The sequence below is a fragment of the Streptomyces sp. NPDC005808 genome (assembly GCF_042871385.1).
Classification (GTDB): domain Bacteria; phylum Actinomycetota; class Actinomycetes; order Streptomycetales; family Streptomycetaceae; genus Streptomyces.
This window is the reverse complement of record NZ_JBIAIK010000005.1, coordinates 443124-464951: the sequence shown is the minus strand read 5'-3', so window position 1 is coordinate 464951 and position 21828 is coordinate 443124. Positions and strand designations below refer to the sequence as shown.

Annotated in this window: 13 protein-coding genes and 1 pseudogene; 7 read left to right on the top strand and 7 right to left on the bottom strand. The window is 69.8% G+C overall.

The window, feature by feature from the left end; genetic code table 11:
• Positions 1 to 263: 263 nt before the first annotated feature.
• Positions 264 to 845 carry a GNAT family N-acetyltransferase gene (locus tag ACFYPC_RS14935; protein ID WP_388675188.1) on the bottom strand — a complete coding sequence of 194 codons (582 nt, stop codon included), beginning with the start codon at positions 843 to 845 and terminating at the stop codon, positions 264 to 266.
• A 244-nt stretch (positions 846 to 1089) separates the two neighbouring features.
• On the opposite strand from ACFYPC_RS14935, the gene secA reads away from it, so the two are divergent.
• Positions 1090 to 3903: a preprotein translocase subunit SecA gene (secA, locus tag ACFYPC_RS14930; protein WP_388675186.1), complete on the top strand. Its 2814-nt coding sequence runs from the start codon at positions 1090 to 1092 to the stop codon at positions 3901 to 3903.
• Between the two features lie 76 nt (positions 3904 to 3979).
• Here the strand turns inward: secA and ACFYPC_RS14925 are convergent, their stop codons facing one another.
• Positions 3980 to 4405: an Rv3235 family protein gene (locus ACFYPC_RS14925; RefSeq protein WP_388675184.1), complete on the bottom strand. Its 426-nt coding sequence runs from the start codon at positions 4403 to 4405 to the stop codon at positions 3980 to 3982.
• A 647-nt stretch (positions 4406 to 5052) separates the two neighbouring features.
• Here ACFYPC_RS14925 and ACFYPC_RS14920 point away from each other — a divergent pair.
• The 4 genes from ACFYPC_RS14920 (at position 5053) to ACFYPC_RS14905 (ending at position 15248) form a co-directional block, all read left to right on the top strand.
• Positions 5053 to 5568: a DUF6912 family protein gene (locus ACFYPC_RS14920; protein ID WP_388675181.1), complete on the top strand. Its 516-nt coding sequence runs from the start codon at positions 5053 to 5055 to the stop codon at positions 5566 to 5568.
• 116 nt (positions 5569 to 5684) lie between these two features.
• A complete protein-coding gene (locus ACFYPC_RS14915) occupies positions 5685 to 6350 on the top strand; it encodes an HAD family hydrolase (protein ID WP_388675179.1) in 666 nt (221 codons plus the stop codon).
• A gap of 263 nt (positions 6351 to 6613) precedes the next feature.
• Positions 6614 to 8920, top strand: a complete 2307-nt coding sequence (locus ACFYPC_RS14910; protein WP_388675176.1) for a LuxR C-terminal-related transcriptional regulator — start codon at positions 6614 to 6616, stop codon at positions 8918 to 8920.
• Between the two features lie 1390 nt (positions 8921 to 10310).
• On the top strand, positions 10311 to 15248 hold the full coding sequence (locus ACFYPC_RS14905; protein ID WP_388675173.1) for an NAD-glutamate dehydrogenase: 4938 nt from the start codon (positions 10311 to 10313) through the stop codon (positions 15246 to 15248).
• 81 nt (positions 15249 to 15329) lie between these two features.
• Here the strand turns inward: ACFYPC_RS14905 and ACFYPC_RS14900 are convergent, their stop codons facing one another.
• Positions 15330 to 16178 (bottom strand): ABC transporter ATP-binding protein, encoded by an 849-nt coding sequence (locus ACFYPC_RS14900; protein WP_388675170.1) that lies wholly within the window; start codon positions 16176 to 16178, stop codon positions 15330 to 15332.
• On the bottom strand, positions 16171 to 17112 hold the full coding sequence (locus tag ACFYPC_RS14895; RefSeq protein ID WP_388675168.1) for an ABC transporter permease: 942 nt from the start codon (positions 17110 to 17112) through the stop codon (positions 16171 to 16173). The genes ACFYPC_RS14900 and ACFYPC_RS14895 overlap by 8 nt, the downstream gene beginning before the upstream one ends.
• Positions 17113 to 17279: 167 nt before the next feature.
• Here ACFYPC_RS14895 and ACFYPC_RS14890 point away from each other — a divergent pair, with 167 nt between their 5' ends.
• Positions 17280 to 17984: a TetR/AcrR family transcriptional regulator gene (locus ACFYPC_RS14890; protein ID WP_388675165.1), complete on the top strand. Its 705-nt coding sequence runs from the start codon at positions 17280 to 17282 to the stop codon at positions 17982 to 17984.
• 117 nt (positions 17985 to 18101) lie between these two features.
• Here the strand turns inward: ACFYPC_RS14890 and ACFYPC_RS14885 are convergent.
• Positions 18102 to 19027 (bottom strand): annotated as a pseudogene (locus ACFYPC_RS14885) (ADP-ribosylglycohydrolase family protein).
• A complete protein-coding gene (locus tag ACFYPC_RS14880; RefSeq protein WP_388675162.1) occupies positions 19024 to 19665 on the bottom strand; it encodes a TetR/AcrR family transcriptional regulator in 642 nt (213 codons plus the stop codon). Before ACFYPC_RS14880 ends, ACFYPC_RS14885 begins: the two are co-directional and overlap by 4 nt.
• Before the next feature lie 154 nt (positions 19666 to 19819).
• Between ACFYPC_RS14880 and ACFYPC_RS14875 the strand changes: the two genes are divergently transcribed.
• On the top strand, positions 19820 to 20743 hold the full coding sequence (locus tag ACFYPC_RS14875; RefSeq protein ID WP_388675160.1) for an oxidoreductase: 924 nt from the start codon (positions 19820 to 19822) through the stop codon (positions 20741 to 20743).
• On the opposite strand, the gene galE is transcribed toward ACFYPC_RS14875, so the two are convergent.
• Positions 20740 to 21720, bottom strand: coding sequence for a UDP-glucose 4-epimerase GalE (gene galE, locus ACFYPC_RS14870; protein ID WP_388675158.1), 981 nt, complete (start codon positions 21718 to 21720; stop codon positions 20740 to 20742). The two genes, ACFYPC_RS14875 and galE, sit on opposite strands and share 4 nt — an antisense overlap.
• Positions 21721 to 21828 lie beyond the last annotated feature (108 nt).

The following is a 21828-nucleotide window of genomic DNA, read 5'->3' as shown; positions in this document are numbered from 1 at the left end:
GGGGGTGGCCTTGGCGCTCGTTGGGGGCGCGCTCCGGCTTCATAGGGTGCCCGGCGTGGGCTGGGGTGGGGCAGTTTTCGCCCCCTCCGCCCCTGCCCGTCCCTTGTTCCTGGGGGCTGCCGCCCCCAGACCCCCGCTTCGGCCTGAACGGCCTCGTCCTCAAACGCCGGACGGGCTGAAGGATCTCCAGCGCCGGACGGGCTGAGGCATCTCAGGCGCCGGACGGGCTGAAAGATTTCCAGCGCCGGACGGGCTGAAGGATCTCACGGGCTGGAGGGAGTCGGCGTCGGCAAGTACGGCGCCGTCGAAGGGAGGCCCAGGTCCGACGGGAGCAAGGAGGCTACCCAGCAGTCTCGGCGTACGCCCTTGTTGTTGATGGCGGAGCGGAGGGTGCCTTCGAAGATGAAGCCGGCGTGTTCGGCGACGGCGCGGGACGCTGTGTTGCCCACCTGGGCGCGCCATTCCACGCGGTCGAGGGAGGCGGCGGTGAAGGCCCAGCGGGAGGCGGCGAGTGCGGCCTCGGTGATGTAGCCGTTGCCTCGGTGCTCCTTCTTCGCCCAGAAGCCGATCTCGCCGACGCCCAGAGACCGCATCGTGATGGCGAGCATGCCCACCAACTCTTCGGAGGGCAGGAAGACACCGAAGGTGAACATGGAGCCGTCCGCCCAGCCGTCGGGCACCATCTGGTCCGTGAAACCCACCGCGTGCTCGTGGAGATAGGGCGACGGGATCGTGGTCCAGCGCTGGATGTCGGGGTCCTGGACGGCGTCGTACACGGCGTCCGTATCGTGCGGGCCGACGGTGCGCAGCAGAAGCCGGTCAGTGGTCAGTGTGACGGGGTCCATCGGCCGATTCTGCTCGGGCGGGCGCGAGGACGCCATTCCTTTGCTGAGGGTGAGTTCTTGATTACTTTTCGCGATGGGAACGCGGCACCTTCGGCAACCCCTGGCCGTTGTCCTAGTGGCTGTCACGAGCAGGCCTCCCGGCGCGGTGGGGTCCTCGCTTACGATGGCCGTTGCTCAAGCTGCTAATTGAATCTGTCATTGCAACCGACCGTCCCAGGCCCGACCGGCAAGGAGACATAGCCCAGTGTCCGTCCTCTCAAAGATCATGCGTGCAGGCGAAGGCAAGATCCTGCGCAAACTGCACCGCATCGCGGACCAGGTCACCTCCATCGAAGAGGACTTCGTCGACCTCTCCGACGCCGAGCTGCGGGCCCTCACCGATGAGTACAAGCAGCGTTACGCCGACGGCGAGAGCCTGGACGACCTGCTGCCCGAGGCCTTCGCGACCGTCCGTGAGGCTGCCAAGCGCGTCCTTGGCCAGCGCCACTACGACGTGCAGATGATGGGTGGCGCCGCGCTCCACCTCGGCTATGTGGCAGAGATGAAGACCGGTGAGGGCAAGACCCTGGTCGGCACGCTGCCCGCGTATCTGAACGCCCTCACCGGAGACGGTGTTCACCTCATCACGGTCAACGACTACCTGGCCGAGAGCCAGTCCGAGTTGATGAGCCGCGTCCACAAGTTCCTGGGCCTGAGCGTCGGCTGCATCCTCGCCAACATGACGCCGGCCCAGCGCCGCGAGCAGTACGCGTGCGACATCACGTACGGCACGAACAACGAGTTCGGCTTCGACTACCTGCGCGACAACATGGCGTGGTCCCAGGAGGAACTCGTCCAGCGCGGCCACAACTTCGCGATCGTCGACGAGGTCGACTCCATCCTCGTCGACGAGGCCCGTACGCCGTTGATCATCTCCGGCCCCGCCGACCAGGCCACCAAGTGGTACGGCGACTTCGCCAAGCTGGTCACGCGGCTGAAGAGGGGCGAGGCGGGCAACACCCTCAAGGGCATCGAGGAGACCGGGGACTACGAGGTCGACGAGAAGAAGCGCACCGTCGCCATCCACGAGTCCGGCGTCGCCAAGGTCGAGGACTGGCTGGGTATCGACAACCTGTACGAGTCGGTGAACACCCCCCTCGTCGGCTACCTGAACAACGCCATCAAGGCCAAGGAACTCTTCAAGAAGGACAAGGACTACGTCGTCATCGACGGCGAAGTCATGATCGTCGACGAGCACACCGGCCGTATCCTCGCCGGCCGCCGCTACAACGAGGGCATGCACCAGGCGATCGAGGCGAAGGAAGGGGTGGACATCAAGGACGAGAACCAGACGCTCGCCACGATCACCCTGCAGAACTTCTTCCGCCTCTACGACAAGCTTTCGGGCATGACCGGTACGGCGATGACCGAGGCCGCCGAGTTCCACCAGATCTACAAGCTCGGCGTCGTCCCGATCCCGACCAACAAGCCCATGGTCCGCAAGGACCAGTCGGACCTGATCTACCGCACCGAGGTCGCCAAGTTCGACGCGGTGGTCGACGACATCGCCGAGAAGCACGAGAAGGGCCAGCCGATCCTCGTCGGTACGACGTCGGTCGAGAAGTCCGAGTACCTCTCGCAGCAGCTCTCCAAGCGCGGCATCCAGCACGAAGTGCTCAACGCCAAGCAGCACGACCGTGAGGCGCCGATCATCGCCCAGGCCGGCCGCAAGGGTGCTGTGACCGTGGCCACGAACATGGCCGGCCGTGGAACGGACATCAAGCTCGGCGGCAACCCGGAAGACCTCGCCGAGGCGGACCTGCGTCAGCGCGGCCTCGACCCCGAGGAGCACATCGAGGAGTGGGCCGCCGCGCTGCCCGCCGCCCTGGAGAGGGCCAAGAAGGCGGTGCAGGCCGAGTTCGAGGAGGTCAAGGACCTCGGCGGGCTGTACGTGCTGGGCACCGAGCGGCACGAGTCGCGGCGTATCGACAACCAGCTGCGCGGTCGTAGCGGCCGTCAGGGCGACCCGGGCGAGTCCCGCTTCTACCTGTCGCTGGGTGACGACCTGATGCGCCTCTTCAAGGCCCAGATGGTCGAGCGGGTCATGTCGATGGCCAACGTTCCCGACGACGTACCGATCGAGAACAAGATGGTCACGCGCGCGATCGCGTCCGCCCAGTCGCAGGTCGAGCAGCAGAACTTCGAGACCCGTAAGAACGTTCTGAAGTACGACGAGGTCCTCAACCGGCAGCGAGAGGTCATCTACGGCGAGCGCCGCCGCGTTCTGGAGGGCGAGGACCTGCAGGAGCAGATCCAGCACTTCATGGACGACACGATCGACGCGTACATCGAGGCGGAGACCGCCGAGGGCTTCGCCGAGGACTGGGACGTCGACCGGCTGTGGGGCGCCTTCAAGCAGCTTTACCCGGTGAAGGTCACCGTCGAGGAGCTGGAGGAGGCCGCCGGTGACCGTGCCGGTCTGACCGCCGACTTCATCTCCGAGTCCATCAAGGACGACGTCCACGAGCAGTACGCGGCCCGCGAGGAGCAGCTCGGCTCCGAGATCATGCGTGAGCTGGAGCGCCGGGTCGTGCTGTCGGTCCTGGACCGCAAGTGGCGTGAGCACCTCTACGAGATGGACTACCTCCAGGAGGGCATCGGCCTGCGCGCCATGGCGCAGAAGGACCCCCTGGTCGAGTACCAGCGCGAGGGCTTCGACATGTTCACCGCCATGATGGACGGCATCAAGGAGGAGTCCGTCGGCTACCTGTTCAACCTGGAGGTCCAGGTCGAGCAGCAGGTCGAGGAGGTCCCGGTCGCGGACGCCGCGCCTTCGCTGGACAAGAAGTCGGATGCCGTTCCCGCGGGTGCGCGTCCCGAGATCCGTGCCAAGGGGCTCGACGCCCCGCAGCGCCCGGACCGGCTGCACTTCTCCGCCCCCACCGTGGACGGCGAGGGCGGCATCATCGAGGGCGACTTCGCCAACGACGACGACGAGCCCGTGCGCTCCGAGTCGGACGGCCTTACGCGCGCGGAGCGCCGTAAGCAGCAGAAGGGCACGCGTCGCCGCAAGAAGTGACCGCGGCTTGAGCGGTTCAGAAGTCGGCTGAGGGCCGGGCACCTTTGGGTGTTCGGCCCTTTGCGCTGCCCCCGGCTCAGTCGTCGTTGGTGTGCGGCATGCGGGGGCCGCCCAGTTCGACCGCTGTGCAGCGCCAGCGGAGGTCGGCGGCCTGTTCCAGGCGGAAGGCCATGGCGCGGAGCTGCTCGCCGGCGCCGATGCGCGCGAAGGCCTCGATCGCGCCCGGGCGCGGCACGTAGTAGCCGATGTCGCGGACGACCGGGCGGGTTCCGCGGGTGCGCAGGAGGCCGCGTTCGGCGAGCCAGGCAAGTTCGTCGTACGCGCGGCCCGCGGTGTGGCGCAGCATGCAGTGGACGGGGCGCTGGCCGCTCAGGACGGCGAGGAGGAGGTCGGCGAAGAGGTCGGTGGGCCGGGGGCGGGGAGCGGGCCTGTGAAGGGCCTGAGCCGGAACCGGCCTGTGGGGAGCCTCATGGGGCGCGGAGAGCGGCGCGGAGAGCGGCACGGCTCCGGCCTGGGCCGCGGGTGGGCGGCTTGCGGGTGGCGCGGTTCGGGACGCGGGTGGTGTGGTGCGGGAGGGGGGCGCTGTGGTTCGGGACGCGGGTGGTGTGGTGCGGGAGGGGAGCGCTGTGGTTCGGGACGCGGGTGGAGTGGTGCGGGACGCGCGTCCGCCGGGAGGCGTCGGTGGCGGGCTGCCTCCCGGGGGCGTACGAGGTGTGGTGCCTCCGCCCGGTGTGCGCGGTGACGTGTTACCCGGGCGGCGGGGGTCCTGGCGACCGGGCGGGCGGGTGCCCGGGTAGCGCGTCGTCCTGGTCATCACCTTGTTCATGCGTGGGTCCCCGCTCGCTGGGCCCGGCTCGATACCGGGCGGTAACTTTTGCGTTGGGGATCTTGTACGAGGCGGGGGCGGACCTCCGCAAGGACGTGAGGCCCGCGTCGGGGCGTCCGGAATGTTCACTCATCAGAGTGGCCGGGCGGTGCGGGAGCCTTGGCGGGGCCGGGATGTACCGGGTGAATCGCGGCCCGGGGGTGGACGCTCCGGAGGGTGCGGCCGGGGACTCGAAAGGGGACGCCCGCACGTATCCTGAAGGTCCTCCAGGGAGGCGCCGGACCGCCCTTCCCGGAGCTCTCCGACTACGAAAGCGGCCAGCCATGCGCGTCTACGTCCCCCTGACCCTCTCCGGTCTCGCCGAGGCGTACAAGACGGGGGAACTGGGGTCGGGACCGTTCGTCGCCTACGCCGTCACGCCCGCCTTGCGGGAGTGGTATCTCTCCGACGACATCGAGGAGCTCGAGTACGCGGCGCTGAACCGTGCCGCGCTGGCGTCGCTGCGGCTGCTCGCGGTCGATCCGGGTGCCGTGCGCCGCCGGGTGGTCGTCGCGGTCGACGTGGCCGACCGGGACGCGGTCGCCGACCCCGACCGGGGGCTGGAACCGGCGGCGCTCGGCGAGGTGCGGGTTTCCGGGGCCGTGTCCCTGGCCAAGGCGGCTGCCGTCCATGTCGACCTGGCGGACGCGGAGGTGGACATCACCGCGGCGGTGGAGGCGCTGGGGGCGGCCGACCACGGGGACGACGACGCCCAGTTCATCGTGGACGGGGCGGAGGACCACGAGCTGCTGTGGTTCGCCACGCAGGAGATCCCCAATCTGGTGGGCCTGGGGGACTGAGGCTTCGCTGCTCCTTGCGCGGTCCTTGCGTGGTGGCCGCGGTGGCCGCGGCGGCAGAGGCGTGCTGCGGACGGGCTGTCTGGAGCGTTGTCAGTGGGGGCGGGTACTTTCTTGTCATGGGGAAGTACGGAGCAGCGCACATTGTGTGGGACTGGAACGGGACTCTGTTCCACGACAATGCCGCAATCATCGGGGCGACGAATGCCGCGTTCGCCGAGCTGGGTCTTGAGCCGATCACGCTGGAGCGGTACAGGGCGCTGTACTGCGTTCCGGTGCCGAAGTTCTACGAGCGGCTCATGGGGCGACTGCCGACCGACGCCGAGTGGCAGATCATGGACGAGACCTTCCATCGGTACTACGCGGAGCAGCGGGCGGTGTGCGAGCTCACCACGGGTGTGCCGACGCTCCTGACGGAGTGGGGGTCGGCGGGGCACAGCCAGTCGATCCTCAGCATGTACGGGCATGACGAACTGGTCCCGCTGGTGAGGGGGTTCGGGATCGAGCCGCACTTCTTGCGGGTCGACGGGCGGACCGGCCCCTCCGGCGGCAGCAAGGCCGAGCACATGGTGCGGCACCTGGGCGCGCTCGCCGGCCTGGAGCCGGCCCGCGTGGTGGTGATCGGTGACGCCGCCGACGACGCGATAGCCGCCCGCCATGTGGGAGCGCAGGCGGTCCTCTACACCGGCGGTTCGCACGGCCGCGCCAGCCTGGAGGAGGTGGGCGTGCCCGTGGTGGACAGCCTGGAGGAAGCGGTCGTGGAGGCGCAGCGGCTGGCGGCCTGACCAGGGTGGGCCGTGGTCCCGTGGTCTCACTGGTGATCCTCGGGACTGGGCGCCAGGGTGAGCCGGGCGTGTGCGGCGGGGTGAGCCGGGCGTGTGGGGGAGTGAGCCGAGAGTGTGGCGGGGTGAGCCGGGCGGTGCGGCGGGGTGTGCTGCGAGAGGGGTGGGGACTTGAGGCGAAGACGTTAACGCTCCGCATCTGAGTGCGTACGCTGTGCGGGACCAGGGTCCTGGTGTGAACGGTGGCGCGTGCTGCGGGGGGCGCGATGGGATTCGGGTTCGGATTCGGGCAGCGGCGGGGTGGTCACCTTCCCGTCGAACTCACCAGTTTCGTCGGGCGGACCGAGGAACTCGCTCTGGCGCGGGGCGCGTTGGAGCGGGCGCGGCTCGTCACGCTGGTGGGGCCCGGCGGGGTCGGCAAGAGCCGTACCGCGTTGCGGGTGGCGGCCGGGGTCGGGGAGCGGTTCCCCGACGGGGTATGGCTGGCCGAGCTGTCGGAGCTGCGCGACCCGGAGCTGATACCGGCGACGCTCGCCGCGGTGCTCGAACTGCCCGAGCAGTCCGGCATGAAGCCGCTCGACGCGGTGGTCGCCCATCTCCAGGGACGCCGTCTGCTGATCGTCCTCGACACCTGCGAGCACCTGATCGACGGCTGCGCGACGCTCTCCGAGATCCTGCTGCGGGAGGCCGGGGGCGTGAGCATCCTCGCCACCAGCAGACAGCCCCTGGACGTACCGGGCGAGCACTGCCTGCAGATCGCGCCGCTCGCCCATGACGACGCGCTGGAACTGTTCGTGCAGCGGGCGCGGGCGGTGGTGCCGGGGTTCGCCGTGGTGGACGGCGACCAGGAGCAGTTGGCGGCGCTCGTCGACCGGCTCGACGGGATTCCGCTGGCGCTGGAGCTGGCCGCGGTGCGGCTGCGCGCGGTGCCGCTGGCGGAGCTGGTGGCCCGGCTCGACCGCCGGTTCGAGGTGCTCACCGGCGGGCGGCGCACCGCGCTGACACGGCACCAGACACTGCGTACGGCCATCGGCTGGTCGCATGAGCTGTGCACCCCCGAGGAGCGGACGCTGTGGGCGCGGCTGTCCGTATTCGCGGGTTCCTTCGAGCTGGCGGCGGCGGAGCAGGTGTGCGCGGGAGGCGAGTTGCAGGCGGGCGGCGTCCTTGAGCCGCTGATCGGGCTCGTCGACAAGTCGGTGGTGCAGCGGGTCGGGCAGGCCGGCGGGCGCTATCGGCTCCTGGACACCCTTCGGGAGTACGGCGCCGACCGGCTGGAGGAGTCGGGTGGCGGGGCAGCCGTACGGGAGCGGCACTTCGCCTACCTGCGGGACCTGGGAGTCCGCTTCGAGGACGGCTTCTTCACGCCACGCCAGACGGAGTTGCACCACGAGGTGCGCGCCGGGATCGCCGATCTGCGGGCCGCGCTGGAGTACGCGTACGGGAGCGGGGTGCCCGGCACGGCGGCGGAGGGGCTGTGGCTCGCGGCCCGGCTGTGGCCGCACTGGCGGGCGCGCGGAGCCCTGTCCGAAGGGAGGTACTGGATCGAGAAGGGGCTGGAGCGGGTCCCCGGGGACTGCCCGGCGCGGGCCTGGGGGCTGCTGGTGACCGGCATGTTCGGGGTGTGGAACTCCGATCTGGCGCTCGCGCTGGAGCGGACACGGCAGGCCGACGAGGTCGCCGCGCGCATCGGTGCGGAGACGGAGACGGTGGGGCCGATCGCGCGCGGTTACATCGGCGGGCTGCGGGCCTTGTGCGGGGAGGTGAGTTACGAGGAGGGGCTGGCCATGGTGGAGGCGGAGCGGCGGGTTCTGCTCGCGCGCGACGACCTGTTGGGCATCGCGCTGCACCACTACGAGGGGGCGCTCGTGCGGGCCGTACTCGGCGATGTTCCCGGCGCGCTGGAGCTGTGCGAGGTGGGGCTCGCCCGGCTGGAGGAGACCGGTGAGCGGCAGATGCACGCTTCGACGCTCGGGGCGTACGGGCTGATTTCGTGGCTCGCCGGGGACCGGACGGAGAGCCCCGCCCGGCTGCGGCAGGCATTCGAAGAAGTGGCCGGGATCGGCGAGGTGCTGGTGGCGGGGTTGTGCTGCCTGGGGCTCTCCTGGTCGGCGGCGTACGAGAAGCGGTATGTCAGGGCTGCCTGGTTACTTGGCTACGCGGAGAACGCGCAGCGGTTGCACAGTGCGCCGATCGGGCTGTTGCCCTCGGTGCTGCAGGAACAGGAGTCGGTGCGCAGGAAGATCAGGGGCGCGCTGGGGGGCCCGCAGTTCGAGCGGTGGCGGCTGGTGGGGGCGCGGCTGAGCGGGCCGGAGGTGCTGGAGGCGGTGCGGGGGGATGTGGATACGCCGGGGTCGGTGCCGGGGCCCCGGGGCGGGGTCCGGCGGGGTGGGGCGGATGCGTTGACCCGGCGCGAGCGGGAGGTCGCCGCGCTGGTGGCGCAGGGGCTCTCCAATCGGGAGATTGCTGAGCGGCTTGTCATCTCCAAGCGGACCGCCGATGCGCATGTCGAGCACATTCTGGCGAAGTTGGGGGTGGGTTCCCGGGGGGAGATTCCTGCGGTGCCGGACGCCTAGCGGCGGGCTGGGGGGGTGTTGCTGGGCCCCGGGTGCCTGGATGCCCGGGTGTCTGGGTGTCTGGGTGCCTGGGTGCCTGGGTGCCTGGGTGCTGGGGGTGCGCTTACCGGCGTTGGCCGGGGCCCGGGGTGGGGGTGCGGTCTGCTTGCCGGCGTTGACCAGGTGCCCGGTGTGGCGGCTGGGGTCGGGGTGGGTCGCGTAGCCCGGCGCTTGCGGGGTGCCGCTGTGCCCACCCGTGCCGCCCCTGGCGGCACGCATGCCCACAGCTACGACAGCTCACTGGGCACGCATGCCCTCAGCTACGACAGTTCACTGGGCACGCATGCCCTCAGCTACGACAGTTCACTGGGCACGCATGCCCTCAGCGGAGGCGGTTGCAGCGGCATGCATGCCCGTAACCACCGCGGCATCGCTAGGTATCCCTATCCCTTGGCCCGATCCCCCTATAGGTATACGGATCTTCGTGGGTACCGGCCGTGGGGGCATCGGTGGTGGGGGAGTCTCTGGTGGAGCTGTCCGGGGTGAGGGATCCGTAGGGCGGTTGGGTGTCGGCAGTGTTGGTTCCCGTCCCCACGGGCCTTGGCTGTCATGGCAGGCGCCCGGCCGTCTCGTCCCGGGTGGTGTCATGGCGGCTGCCCTCGTCGGCGGGGCAGCCGCTGCCCGCCGGCACGGGAAGCGACCAGCGGGCGGCGGCAACGACCAGCGGGAAGCGGGAAGCGACCAGCGGGCAGCAGGGAGCGGGCAACCCCAGCGGGGAGCGGCAGCAGGCAACCACCAACAGGCATCCCGTTCTTGTGGGAGGGGCCGTCAACGCGCCCGCCCCGCAGGGAAGTCGCCCGCCCCGCAGGGAGGTCGCCCGCCCCGCAGGGAAGTCGCCCGCCAGGCAGGGGGCCGCCCGCACTGCACGCCTGCGTCCCTTTCGTCCCTGTGCAGAGTGTCAAAGTTCGACCCCTGCTTTTGTACACATACGGCTCATGACGACCCCCGGGTGGAGAGCGATAGCCTGGGGGCGTGATCAGCGCGATATCTCGCGGGGGCCTTGACGCCCCTGCTTCGCGCCCGGACAGCACGGACGACATCCGTCACCGGGCGGCGGTCGTTGATCTTCGCGGGCGGGTCGGGGAGTCAAGGACAGCACGGACACCCGGAGCGACATCCAGAGCGCCGAGGGCACCCGAGGCAGCGCCTGGGGCGCCTGAGGCACCGGCGGTGCGGAGAGCAGCGTCACAGTCGCCGCGCGTGCCGAGAATGGCTGATAACCCCCCGCTCATCTCTCCGTGCGGCATAGCGTCGGACCAGACCGGACACCCCGCGTCACGGCGCTACGTCGGAGAAGAGACCGTACTTCCTTCTACGTCACGCAATGGCGCGCGACAGGAGCCAGAGGACAATGCAGACCAAGCTGGACGAAGCCAAGGCCGAGCTGCTCGAACGGGCCGCACGGGTAGCTGAGAACAGCCCGGTCGGGGCGCACCTACCGACTGGGACGACGGATGAGGGCACCCCTGACCGGGACACCGTGCTCGCGTTCCTCCAGCGCTACTACCTGCACACCGCAGCGGAGGACCTGACCGACCGTGACCCGGTCGACGTCTTCGGAGCCGCCTTCTCGCACTACCGACTGGCCGAGAACCGCCCCCAGGGCACGGCCAACGTCAGGGTCCACACACCGACCGTCGAGGAGAACGGCTGGACGTGCAGCCACTCCGTCGTCGAGGTCGTGACCGATGACATGCCCTTCCTCGTCGACTCGGTCACCAACGAGCTTTCGCGCCAGGGGCGCGGCATCCACCTCGTCATCCACCCGCAGGTCGTCGTACGGCGTGACCTGACCGGCAAGCTCATCGAGGTGCTGCCGACCCGGCCCACCGGCGACCTCCCGCACGACGCCGCCGTCGAGTCCTGGATCCACGTCGAGGTGGACCGCGAGACCGACCGCGCGGATCTGAAGCAGATGACCGCCGATCTGCTGCGCGTGCTCTCCGACGTCCGCGAGACCGTCGAGGACTGGGAGAAGATGCGCGACGCCGCGCTGCGCATCGCGGAGGAGCTGCCCAAGGAGCCCACCGCGGACGACCTGCGCGACCAGGAGGTCGAGGAGGCCCGGGAGCTGCTGCGCTGGCTCGCGGACGACCACTTCACCTTCCTGGGATACCGGGAGTACGAGCTGCGGAACGACGACTCGCTCGCCGCCGTGGCCGGTACCGGTCTCGGCCTTCTGCGCTCCGACCCGCACCACACCGGCGAGGACAGCCACCCGGTCAGCCCTTCCTTCGAGCGGCTGCCCGCGGACGCCCGCGCCAAGGCCCGTGAGCACAAGCTGCTGGTGCTGACCAAGGCCAACAGCCGGTCCACCGTGCACCGGCCGTCGTACCTCGACTACGTCGGTGTGAAGAAGTTCGACGCCGAGGGCAATGTGGTCGGCGAGCGGCGCTTCCTCGGGCTCTTCTCCTCGGCCGCGTACACCGAGTCGGTGCGGCGGGTTCCCGTGGTGCGCCGCAAGGTGGAGGAAGTCCTGCGCGGCGCCGGGTTCTCGCCCAACAGCCACGACGGGCGCGACCTGCTCCAGATCCTGGAGACGTACCCGCGCGACGAGCTGTTCCAGACCCCGGCGGACGAGCTGCGGTCCATCGTCACCTCCGTCCTGTACCTCCAGGAGCGGCGCCGACTGCGGCTGTACCTGCGCCAGGACGAGTACGGGCGTTACTACTCCGCGCTCGTCTACCTCCCGCGCGACCGCTACACCACCGGCGTACGCCTGCGGATCATCGACATCCTCAAGGAAGAACTGAACGGCACCAGCGTCGACTTCACGGCCTGGAACACCGAGTCGATCCTGTCCCGGCTGCACTTCGTGGTCCGGGTCGAGCCGGGCACCGAGCTGCCGCAGCTGTCCGACGTAGACAAGGAGCGCATCGAGGCGCGGCTAGTCGAGGCCGCCCGCTCCTGGGCCGACGGTTTCGGGGAGGCGCTGACCGCCGAGCTGGGCGAGGAGCGCGCCGCCGAGCTGGTACGCCGGTACGGGGGTGCGTTCCCCGAGGGCTACAAGGCCGACCACAACCCGCGCGCCGCCGTCGCCGACCTGGTCCACCTCGAAGCGCTGACCAAGGACGACACCAAGGACTTCGCGCTCAGCCTGTACGAGCCGGTCGGCGCAGGACCCGGCGAGCGCCGCTTCAAGATCTACCGCACCGGCGAGCAGGTCTCGCTCTCCGCGGTGCTGCCCGCGATCAACCGCATGGGCGTCGAGGTCACCGACGAACGTCCGTACGAGCTGCGCTGCTCGGACCGGACGACCGCCTGGATCTACGACTTCGGGCTGCGCCTGCCCAAGTCCCTGAACGGCAACGGGGACTCCCTCGGTGAAGACGGCCGCGAGCGTTTCCAGCAGGCCTTCGCCGCCACCTGGACCGGCGCGGCCGAGAACGACGGCTTCAACGCGCTCGTGCTGAGCGCCGGGCTCAGCTGGCGCCAGGCGATGGTGCTGCGCGCGTACGCCAAGTACCTGCGCCAGGCGGGTTCGACCTTCAGCCAGGACTACATGGAGGACACCCTCCGCAACAACGTCCACACCACCCGGCTGCTCGTCTCGCTCTTCGAGGCGCGGATGTCGCCGGACCGCCAGCGCGCGGGTGTCGAGCTGACCGACGCGCTGAAAGAGGAGCTGGACGCCGCGCTCGACCAGGTCGCCAGCCTGGACGAGGACCGGATCCTGCGTTCTTTCCTCACCGTCATCAAGGCGACCCTGCGCACGAACTTCTTCCAGGAGGCGCTGGGCGCGAAGCCCCATGAGTACGTCTCCATGAAGTTCGACCCGCAGGCCATCCCGGACCTTCCGGCGCCGCGGCCGGCGTACGAGATCTGGGTGTACTCGCCGCGCGTGGAGGGCGTTCACCTGCGGTTCGGCAAGGTGGCACGTGGTGGCCTGCGCTGGTCCGACCGGAAGGAGGACTTCCGGACAGAGATCCTCGGTCTTGTGAAGGCGCAGATGGTGAAGAACACCGTCATCGTGCCCGTCGGGGCCAAGGGCGGGTTCGTCGCCAAGCAGCTGCCCGACCCGTCCGTGGACCGCGACGCGTGGCTCGCCGAGGGGATCGCGAGCTACAAGACCTTCATCTCCGCGCTGCTCGACATCACCGACAACATGGTGGCCGGTGAGGTCGTCCCGCCCGCGGACGTCGTACGGCACGACGAGGACGACACCTACCTCGTCGTCGCCGCCGACAAGGGCACCGCGACCTTCTCGGACATCGCCAACGGGGTCGCGGAGAGCTACAACTTCTGGCTCGGCGACGCCTTCGCCTCCGGCGGCTCGGCCGGTTACGACCACAAGAAGATGGGCATCACCGCGCGCGGTGCCTGGGAGTCCGTGAAGCGGCACTTCCGGGAGCTGGGCGTGAACACCCAGACGCAGGACTTCACCGTGGTCGGCGTCGGGGACATGTCAGGAGATGTTTTTGGCAATGGAATGCTGCTCAGCGAGCACATCCGCCTCGTCGCCGCCTTCGACCACCGGCACATCTTCATCGACCCGACGCCGGACGCCGCGACGTCGTACGCCGAGCGCCGCCGTCTCTTCGAGCTGCCGCGCTCCTCGTGGGCCGACTACAACAGCCAGTTGATCTCGTCCGGCGGCGGCATCTTCCCGCGTACCGCCAAGGCCATCCCGATCAACGCGCACATCCGCGAGGCCCTCGGCATCGAGTCCCGCGTCGCCAAGATGACCCCGGCCGACCTGATGCGGGCGATCCTCCAGGCGCAGGTCGACCTGTTGTGGAACGGCGGCATCGGTACGTATGTGAAGGCGTCCACCGAGACCCACGCGGACGTCGGCGACAAGGCCAACGACGCCATCCGCGTCGACGGCGCCGACCTGCGGGTCAAGGTCGTCGGCGAGGGCGGCAACCTGGGGCTCACCCAGCTCGGCCGGATCGAGTTCGCGCAGCACGGCGGCAGGCTCAACACCGATGCCATCGACAACAGCGCGGGCGTGGACACCTCCGACCACGAGGTGAACATCAAGATCCTGCTCAACGCGGTGGTGACCAACGGCGACCTGACCGTCAAGCAGCGCAACAAGCTGCTCGCCGAGATGACCGACGAGGTCGGTGCCCTGGTCCTGCGCAACAACTACGCACAGAACGTGGCGATCGCCAACGCGCTGGCCCAGTCGCCCGACATGCTCCACGCCCAGCAGCGCTTCCTGCGCACCCTGGTCAGGGAGGGCCACCTCGACCGCGCCCTGGAGTTCCTGCCCACCGACCGGCAGATCCGCGAGCGGCTGGCCGCCGGGCAGGGGCTGACCGGTCCGGAGACGGCCGTCCTCCTCGCCTACACGAAGATCACCGTCTCCGACGCGCTGCTCGCCACCTCGCTGCCCGACGACCCCTATCTCCAGCGCCTGCTGCACGCGTACTTCCCGACCGCGTTGCGCGAGAAGTTCCGCGAACAGATCGACGGGCATGCACTGCGCCGCGAGATCGTGACGACCGTCCTGGTCAACGACACGGTCAACACGGGCGGTACGAGCTTCCTGCACCGCCTGCGCGAGGAGACCGGCGCTTCGCTGGAGGAGATCGTCCGGGCGCAGACCGCGGCCCGCGCGATCTTCGAGTCGAGCCAGGTGTGGGACGCGGTGGAGGCGCTCGACAATGTCGTCGCCGCCGACGTCCAGACCCGGATCCGCCTCCACTCCCGCCGTCTCGTCGAGCGTGGCACGCGCTGGCTGCTCAACAACCGGCCGCAGCCGCTCCAGCTCGCCGAGACGATCAGCTTCTTCAGCGCCGGGGTCGAGCAGGTCTGGTCCCAGCTGCCCAAGCTGCTGCGCGGCGCGGACTCGGAGTGGTACCAGCGGATCTACGACGAGCTGTCGGGCGCCGGCGTCCCGGACGAACTCGCCACCCGGGTGGCCGGGTTCTCCTCCGCCTTCCCGACGCTGGACATCGTCGCGGTGGCCGACCGCACCGGCAAGGACCCGCTGGCCGTCGCCGAGGTCTACTACGACATCAGTGACCGCCTCGGCATCACCCAGCTCATGGACCGGATCATCGAGCTCCCGCGTGCCGACCGCTGGCAGTCCATGGCCCGCGCCTCCATCCGCGAGGACCTGTACGCGGCCCACGCCGCCCTCACCGCCGACGTCCTGACGGTGGGCAACGACACCTCGACCCCCGAGCAGCGCTTCAAGGCCTGGGAGGAGAAGAACGCGGCGATCCTCACCCGGGCCCGCACGACCCTGGAGGAGATCCGCAGCTCGGACGCGTTCGACCTGGCGAATCTGTCGGTGGCCATGCGGACGATGCGGACGCTGCTGCGGACGCACTCGTAACCCGCTCTTCAGGCGGTACGCCGAAGGGGGCGCCCCCAGCCGTGATGGCTGGGGGCGCCCCCGTTCCGTCTGCGCCGGGCTCTACTTCCCCGTGAACTTCTCGTACTCCTTGAGGACTTCCTCGGTCGGCCCGTCCAGGCGCAGCTCGCCGCGCTCCAGCCACAGCACCCGGTCGCAGGTGTCCCGGATCGACTTGTTGTTGTGGCTGACCAGGAAGACGGTGCCCGCGGTCTTGCGCAGCTCGCGGATGCGGGCCTCGGAGCGCTTCTGGAAGGAGCGGTCGCCGGTCGCGAGAGCCTCGTCGATCATCAGGACGTCGTGGTCCTTCGCTGCGGCGATGGAGAACCGGAGACGGGCCGACATGCCGGAGGAGTACGTCCGCATCGGCAGCGTGATGAAGTCGCCCTTCTCGTTGATGCCGGAGAAGTCGACGATCTCCTGGTAGCGCTCGCGCACCTGTTCCTTGGACATGCCCATCGCGAGGCCGCCGAGGTAGACGTTGCGCTCGCCGGTGAGGTCGCCCATCAGGGCCGCGTTGACGCCGAGGAGCGAGGGCTGGCCGTCGGTGTAGATCCTGCCGTTCTCCACGGGGAGGAGACCCGCGCACGCCTTGAGCAGCGTGGACTTGCCCGAGCCGTTGGTGCCGATGAGGCCGATGGCCTCGCCCCGGTACGCGGTGAAGGACACGTTCTTGACGGCGTGCACCTTGCGGACGCCGGCGGCCTTCTCGGACTTCTCGCGGCGCAGGATGCGGTTGAGCGCGGCGGTGGCGGAGCCGCGGCCGCCGCCGGTGCCGTTGACGCGGTAGACGATGTCGACCTGGTCGACGACGACCGTGGGGATCAGCTCGCCGACAGTGTCGACGGAGGTGTCGACGGAGGTGTCGACGGGTGCGCTCTCTGGGGCGCTCTTCGTGATGATGTCAGCCACGGCCGTACGTCTCCTCAGCCTTCCAGAAGTACAGGAACCCGCCCACGCCGGCGACCAGCGCCCAGCCTGTCGCGACCGCCCACACATGCGGCGGCAGCTGACTGGCGTGGAAGCTGTCGATCAGCGCGAACCGCATCAGGTCGATGTAGACGGCGGCGGGGTTGGACTGGAGCGCGATCAGGACCCAGCCGGGCAGGTCCTTGTTCTTCAGGACATGCTCGATGCTCCACATGACGCCCGACATGTACATCCAGGTGCGCAGCAGGAACGGCATGAGCTGCGAGATGTCGGGGAACTTCGCGCCCATCCGGGCCATGATCATCGCCACGCCCGCGTTGAAGACGAACTGGAGCGTGAGGGCGGGGACGACGAGCAGCCAGGACATGCTGACCGGCACACCGAAGGCGAGCAGGATCACGACCAGCGCGCACATCGAGAACAGCAGCTGCTGGAGCTGCTGGAGGCAGTACGACACCGGCAGCGCGGCCCGCGGGAAGTGCAGGGCCCGTACGAGTCCGATGCTGCCGGAGATGGCCCGCGTCCCCGCCATGATCGAACTCTGTGTGAAGGTCCACACGAAGACCCCGGTGACCAGGAACGGGATGTAGTCCGGGATCCCCTTACTGGTGCCCATCAGGATGCCGAAGATGAAGTAGTAGACCGCCGCGTTCAGCAGCGGGGTCGCCACCTGCCAGATCTGGCCGAGCTTCGCCTGGCTGTACTGCGCGGTGAGCCTGGCGGTGGCGAAGGCGGTGATGAAGTGGCGCCGCGCCCACAGTTGGCGGATGTACTCGGGCAGGGAGGGGCGTGCGCCGCTGACAGTGAGGCCGTACCTGGCGGCGAGCGCCTCGGCGCTCTCCGCGGCGGGCCGGCCGGCTGTCTTGTCGGCGGGGGAGGCCGACACGGGGGGCGGTGTGTCGAGGACCTGGCTCACATCCGCTGCTTTCGCTCGGGGGTGGGGGGCGAAGCGGTCCGATTCGTCCTTGACCTGACTCTTACGTCGTCTTTGCCGTCTTCTTACGTCGGGACGGGACCGTATCGTCGCAACGCGAGCCTAGGCCTTTTCCACGTCGGGACGCAACCGTTTCGTCGTCACGCCCTATGCTGGAACGCATGACGACGAACGCCGATGCCACCGGGACCGTGACCGGCACCGCGACCCGGGCCGGGGCCGGAGCCGAGGCCGGGGCCGGGTCTGCCCCGGGGAAGGCCCCGCGCCGCCGGGCCCCCGCGGGCGCGGCCGTCCTCCGGGAGGATGTGACCGAAGCCATCCGCGCCGCCGTCTTCGAGGAACTCGCGGCCGTCGGCTACGCCCGGATGTCCATCGAGGGCATCGCCCGTCGCGCGGGCGTCGGCAAGACGGCGGTGTACCGGCGCTGGCGCTCGAAACTCCACCTCGTCCTCGACCTGGTCTCGGCCGTAGCCGTCCAGGGCCTGCCCGCGCCGGACACGGGCTCCCTGGAGGGCGACCTGCGGCTGTTGTACGAGGTCACCTCACGTGCCCTGCGCCATCCGGTGGCCGGCCAGATCATCCCCGACCTCCAGGCCGAGGCGGCACGCAACCCCGAGATCGCCGACGCCATGCAGAAGGCCCTGCGCGAGGGCCAGCAGGGTGTGGCGAACGGGATCGTCGAGGCGGCGGCCGCGCGGGGAGAGGTCCGCGAGGGAATCAGCCTCGACCTCGCGCTCGACCTGATGTCCGGGCCGCTGTACTGGCGGGCGGTGGTGGTACGCAGCCCGAAGCTGCCCAAGGGATATCTGGCGAGCCTGGCCAGGGCAACGGCGGCGGCGCTCAAGGCGTTGTGAGGGCGGGTGCCGGTGCCGGAGTTGGCATCGGGGCGGGGCTTGGCGTCGGCGCAGGGCTTGGCGTTGGAGTCCTGCCCTGCCGCCGCTCTAGGCCTGCACTGCCAGGAATCCAGGGCTTCAGCACGCCAACTTGTTTGCCAGGAGGGTGAGTTCTGCCGCCCGGAGTATCCGTCCGCCGGAGCCAGGCAGAGGTACGTGCAGGGGCTCGGTCCAGCGGGCCGGAATGGCATCTGCTCCGTACGCGGCTCCTGCCAGCGCGCCCGTCACCGCCGCGACGGTGTCCGTGTCACCGCCGAGGTCGATCGCGGCGCGCACGGCCTCCTCGTACGACCCGGTCGTCCGCAGCGCCCACACGGCGGAGCCCAGGCAGGGCCACACCGCACCGTTGAACTCGGTGGCCTGGTCGGGACGCCAGTCGGGGGCGAGGACGGTGGCATAGCGGGCCCGGTGGTCCGGGTGAGTGGCGGTGAGGGTTTCCGGAATCGCGGTGAGGGAGTCGTGGCCCTCCAGCGCGACCCGGATCAACTCGTGGAGGATCGCGGTGCCTTCCCAGGCCGCCCGGTCGCCGTGGGTGAGGGCGGCGATGCGGCGGGCGGCGGCCATGGTGGCCGTACGGCCGTGTGGGGCGAAGTACACGGCGGAGGTGGCCGCCCGCATCAAGGAGCCGTTCCCCGCCGCTCGTTGGTTGTGCTGGAAGTGGATCGCGGAGGCCAGGTCCCAGGGCCCCCGCTCGTCAGGACCGCCTCCGTCTGCAGGCCGATGTCCTTGGGGTCGGCTGCCGCCCATCGCTGGAACCTGCTGAACATGTCCGGGAGTTCGAGGCCTGCGTGGTCGATGAGCGACTCGCCGACCAGGATCGCCATCTGCGTGTCGTCGGTGGCCTCGCCCGGGTCCCAGCCACCTCCTCCGCACATCTCCCCGCCGTGGCAGGGGGCGGGGAAGCGTTCCGTGAACGCGCCTTCGGGGCCGAACTCGAAAGGGGCGCCGAGGGCGTCGCCCACGGCGGAGCCGAGGATCGCTCCGACGGCGCGGGCGGTGGTCACTGGGCGGGCGTGCGGAGGTGTTCGGTCGGATGGCGGGCGTCCGGGGCGCAGCCCCTGAGGGCGTAGGCGATGACGTTCTCCAGGTCCGAGTCCGCGGCCTCGGTGGAGAGGGTGCCGCTCACGGCGAGGCTCGCGAAGCCGTGGATGGTGGTGAAGAGCGGGACGGCGACGCTCTCGACGGGGCCCGCGCGGACCTCGCCCCGCCGCTGGCCCTCCTCGATGAGGCGGATGGCCAGTACGGACATGTTCTGCGAGGCCTCGACGAGGGCTTCGGAGGCCGCAGGGTCATGCTTGATCGAGAACATCAGGTCGAGGAGTTCCGCGTTGGCGGTGGCGAAGCCGACGTGGGCACGGGCCAGTGCGGCGATGCGGTCGGCGAAGGTCTCGCCCGCCGCCGCCTGCGACACGGCCAGCGCGTCGCTCATCCGCTCGAAACCGACCTGCGCCAGCGCGTCCAGCAGGGCCTGCTTGTCCTTGAAGTGACGGCTCGGCGCGGCGTGGCTGACGCCCAGGTCACGGGCCAGTTCGCGCAGGGACAGGGCCCCGGGGCCCTTCTCCCGGAGGGTCTCCTCGGCGCGGGTCAGCAGCGCGGCGCGCAGGTCTCCGTGGTGGTAGCGGCGTGTCTGGCGTGTCTGCATGGCCCTCAGTGTAATGGCCATGTGACTGCTGGCTACATTGTTGTCGACGCCAACTTTGTTGGCATCGACAGCATTGTTGACGCCGACACCATTGTTGACGCCGACACCATTGTTGGCATTGACAGCATTGTTGGCGACGCCTACATTCATGGGCATGGCTACCAGTCAGAAGTGGAACGCAAGCGACCTCGTCGACCAGACCGGCCGTACCGCCGTCGTGACCGGCGCCAACAGCGGGCTGGGTATCGCGACCGTCGACGCCCTGGCCCGGGCGGGCGCGCACGTCGTGCTCGCCGTACGGGACCCGAAGCGCGGCGAGGCCGCCGCCCGTACCGTCCAGGGCGCCAAGGGCACCGTGGAGGTGCGCCGTCTCGACCTCGCGGACCTCTCCTCCGTGCGGGAGTTCGCCGAGGGGTGGCACGGGGACCTGGACCTGCTGATCAACAACGCGGGTGTGATGAACATCCCCGAGGCCGCCACCAAGGACGGCTTCGAGATGCAGTTCGGGACGAACCATCTGGGGCACTTCGCCCTGACCAACCTGCTGCTGCCGTACGTCACCGACCGCGTGGTCACCGTCGCGTCCGGCGCCCACAAGATCCCCAGCAGCAACCACATGCGCTTCGACAACCTGAACCTGACCGGCGAGTACTCACCCATGGCCGCCTACAGCCAGTCCAAGCTCGCCAATCTGCTGTTCACCCTGGAACTCCAGAGCCGGCTGGCCGCCGAGGGATCGTCCGTACGGGCCCTCGCCGCGCACCCCGGCTGGGCCGCCACCAACCTCCAGGGTCACGACGCGAGCATCGCGCGGCGGGTCTTCATGGCGGTGGGCAACCGGTTCATCGCCCAGGACAGCGCGGCCGGCGCCCTGCCCACGCTGTACGCCGCCACCCAGGATCTGCCCGGCGCCAGCTACGTCGGACCGGACGGTTTCGCCGAGATGCGCGGCGGTCCGGCGCTCGTCGGCCGGTCGGCCGCGGCCAGTGACCCCGAGTCCGCCGTCCGCCTGTGGCTGGCCTCCGAGCAACTGACCGGCGTCACCTTCCCCCAGCTCACCCGGGCGCTGAGCGTCTAACCGCGCTCCGCCTCCGGATGCAGCCGCACCCACCCCGCCCACGCCGACGTGATCATGTCCTGGACGCCGTACTTCGCCTTCCAGCCCAGTTCCACGGCGATGCGGTCGGCCGAGGCCACCACGCGGGCGGGGTCGCCGGGACGGCGGGGAGTGGTCACCGGAGGGCGGTCGTAGCCGGTGACCGCGTTGACGAGGTCGATCATCTCGCGGACCGAAACGCCCTCCCCGCGGCCGATGTTGAGGGTCAGGTTCTTCCCCGGCGACGCTTCCAGGGCGCGGGCCGTGGCCACATGCGCCTCGGCCAGGTCCACCACGTGGATGTAGTCGCGGACGCAGGTCCCGTCAGGGGTGGGGTAGTCGTCGCCGAAGATACGCGGCGGCGCGCCCTCGGTGAGCTTCTCGAAGATCATGGGGACCAGGTTGTAGACACCGACGTCCGCGAGTTCGGGCGTCGCCGCGCCCGCCACGTTGAAGTAGCGGAGGGACGCGGTGGACAGACCGGTGGCGCGGCCCGTCGCGCGGACCAGCCACTCGCCCGCCAGTTTCGTCTCGCCGTACGGACTCATCGGCGCGCACGGCGTCTCCTCCGTCACCAGGTCCACATCCGGCATCCCGTACACCGCCGCCGAGGACGAGAAGACGAAGGAGGCGACGGACGCGGCGGTCGCCGCCTCCAGCAGCACCCGCAGGCCCTCGACGTTCTCCCGGTAGTAGTGCAGAGGGAGGTCCACCGACTCGCCGACCTGCTTCTTCGCCGCCAGGTGGACGACGCCGGTGACGGAGTGCTCCTTGAGCGTGCGGGCCAGGCGTCCGGCGTCCAGCGTCGAGCCGACCACCAGCGGGACACCGGAGGGCACCCGCTCCTCGATGCCCGTGGACAGGTCGTCGTAGACCACGGCCTGTTCGCCCGCGTCGAGCATCGCGCGGACGACATGCGCCCCGATGTAACCGGCGCCGCCGGTGATCAGCCAGGTCATGTGCGGCCGTCCCCTCGTGAAGTGAGCTTGGTGAACTCGGTGAACTCGGCGAACTCGGTGAGTTCGGTGAGCTTGGTGAACTCGATGGGCCCGTGAAACCCGTGGTCC

Coding starts and splice junctions, on each gene's coding strand:
- ACFYPC_RS14935 (WP_388675188.1), bottom strand. CDS start 845: ATGGACCCCGTCACACTGACCACTGACCGGCTTCTGCTGCGCACCGTC.
- ACFYPC_RS14910 (WP_388675176.1), top strand. CDS start 6,614: ATGGGATTCGGGTTCGGATTCGGGCAGCGGCGGGGTGGTCACCTTCCC.
- ACFYPC_RS14875 (WP_388675160.1), top strand. CDS start 19,820: ATGGCTACCAGTCAGAAGTGGAACGCAAGCGACCTCGTCGACCAGACC.
- galE (WP_388675158.1), bottom strand. CDS start 21,720: ATGACCTGGCTGATCACCGGCGGCGCCGGTTACATCGGGGCGCATGTC.
- ACFYPC_RS14920 (WP_388675181.1), top strand. CDS start 5,053: ATGCGCGTCTACGTCCCCCTGACCCTCTCCGGTCTCGCCGAGGCGTAC.
- ACFYPC_RS14890 (WP_388675165.1), top strand. CDS start 17,280: ATGCTGGAACGCATGACGACGAACGCCGATGCCACCGGGACCGTGACC.
- ACFYPC_RS14915 (WP_388675179.1), top strand. CDS start 5,685: ATGGGGAAGTACGGAGCAGCGCACATTGTGTGGGACTGGAACGGGACT.
- ACFYPC_RS14880 (WP_388675162.1), bottom strand. CDS start 19,665: ATGCAGACACGCCAGACACGCCGCTACCACCACGGAGACCTGCGCGCC.
- ACFYPC_RS14905 (WP_388675173.1), top strand. CDS start 10,311: ATGCAGACCAAGCTGGACGAAGCCAAGGCCGAGCTGCTCGAACGGGCC.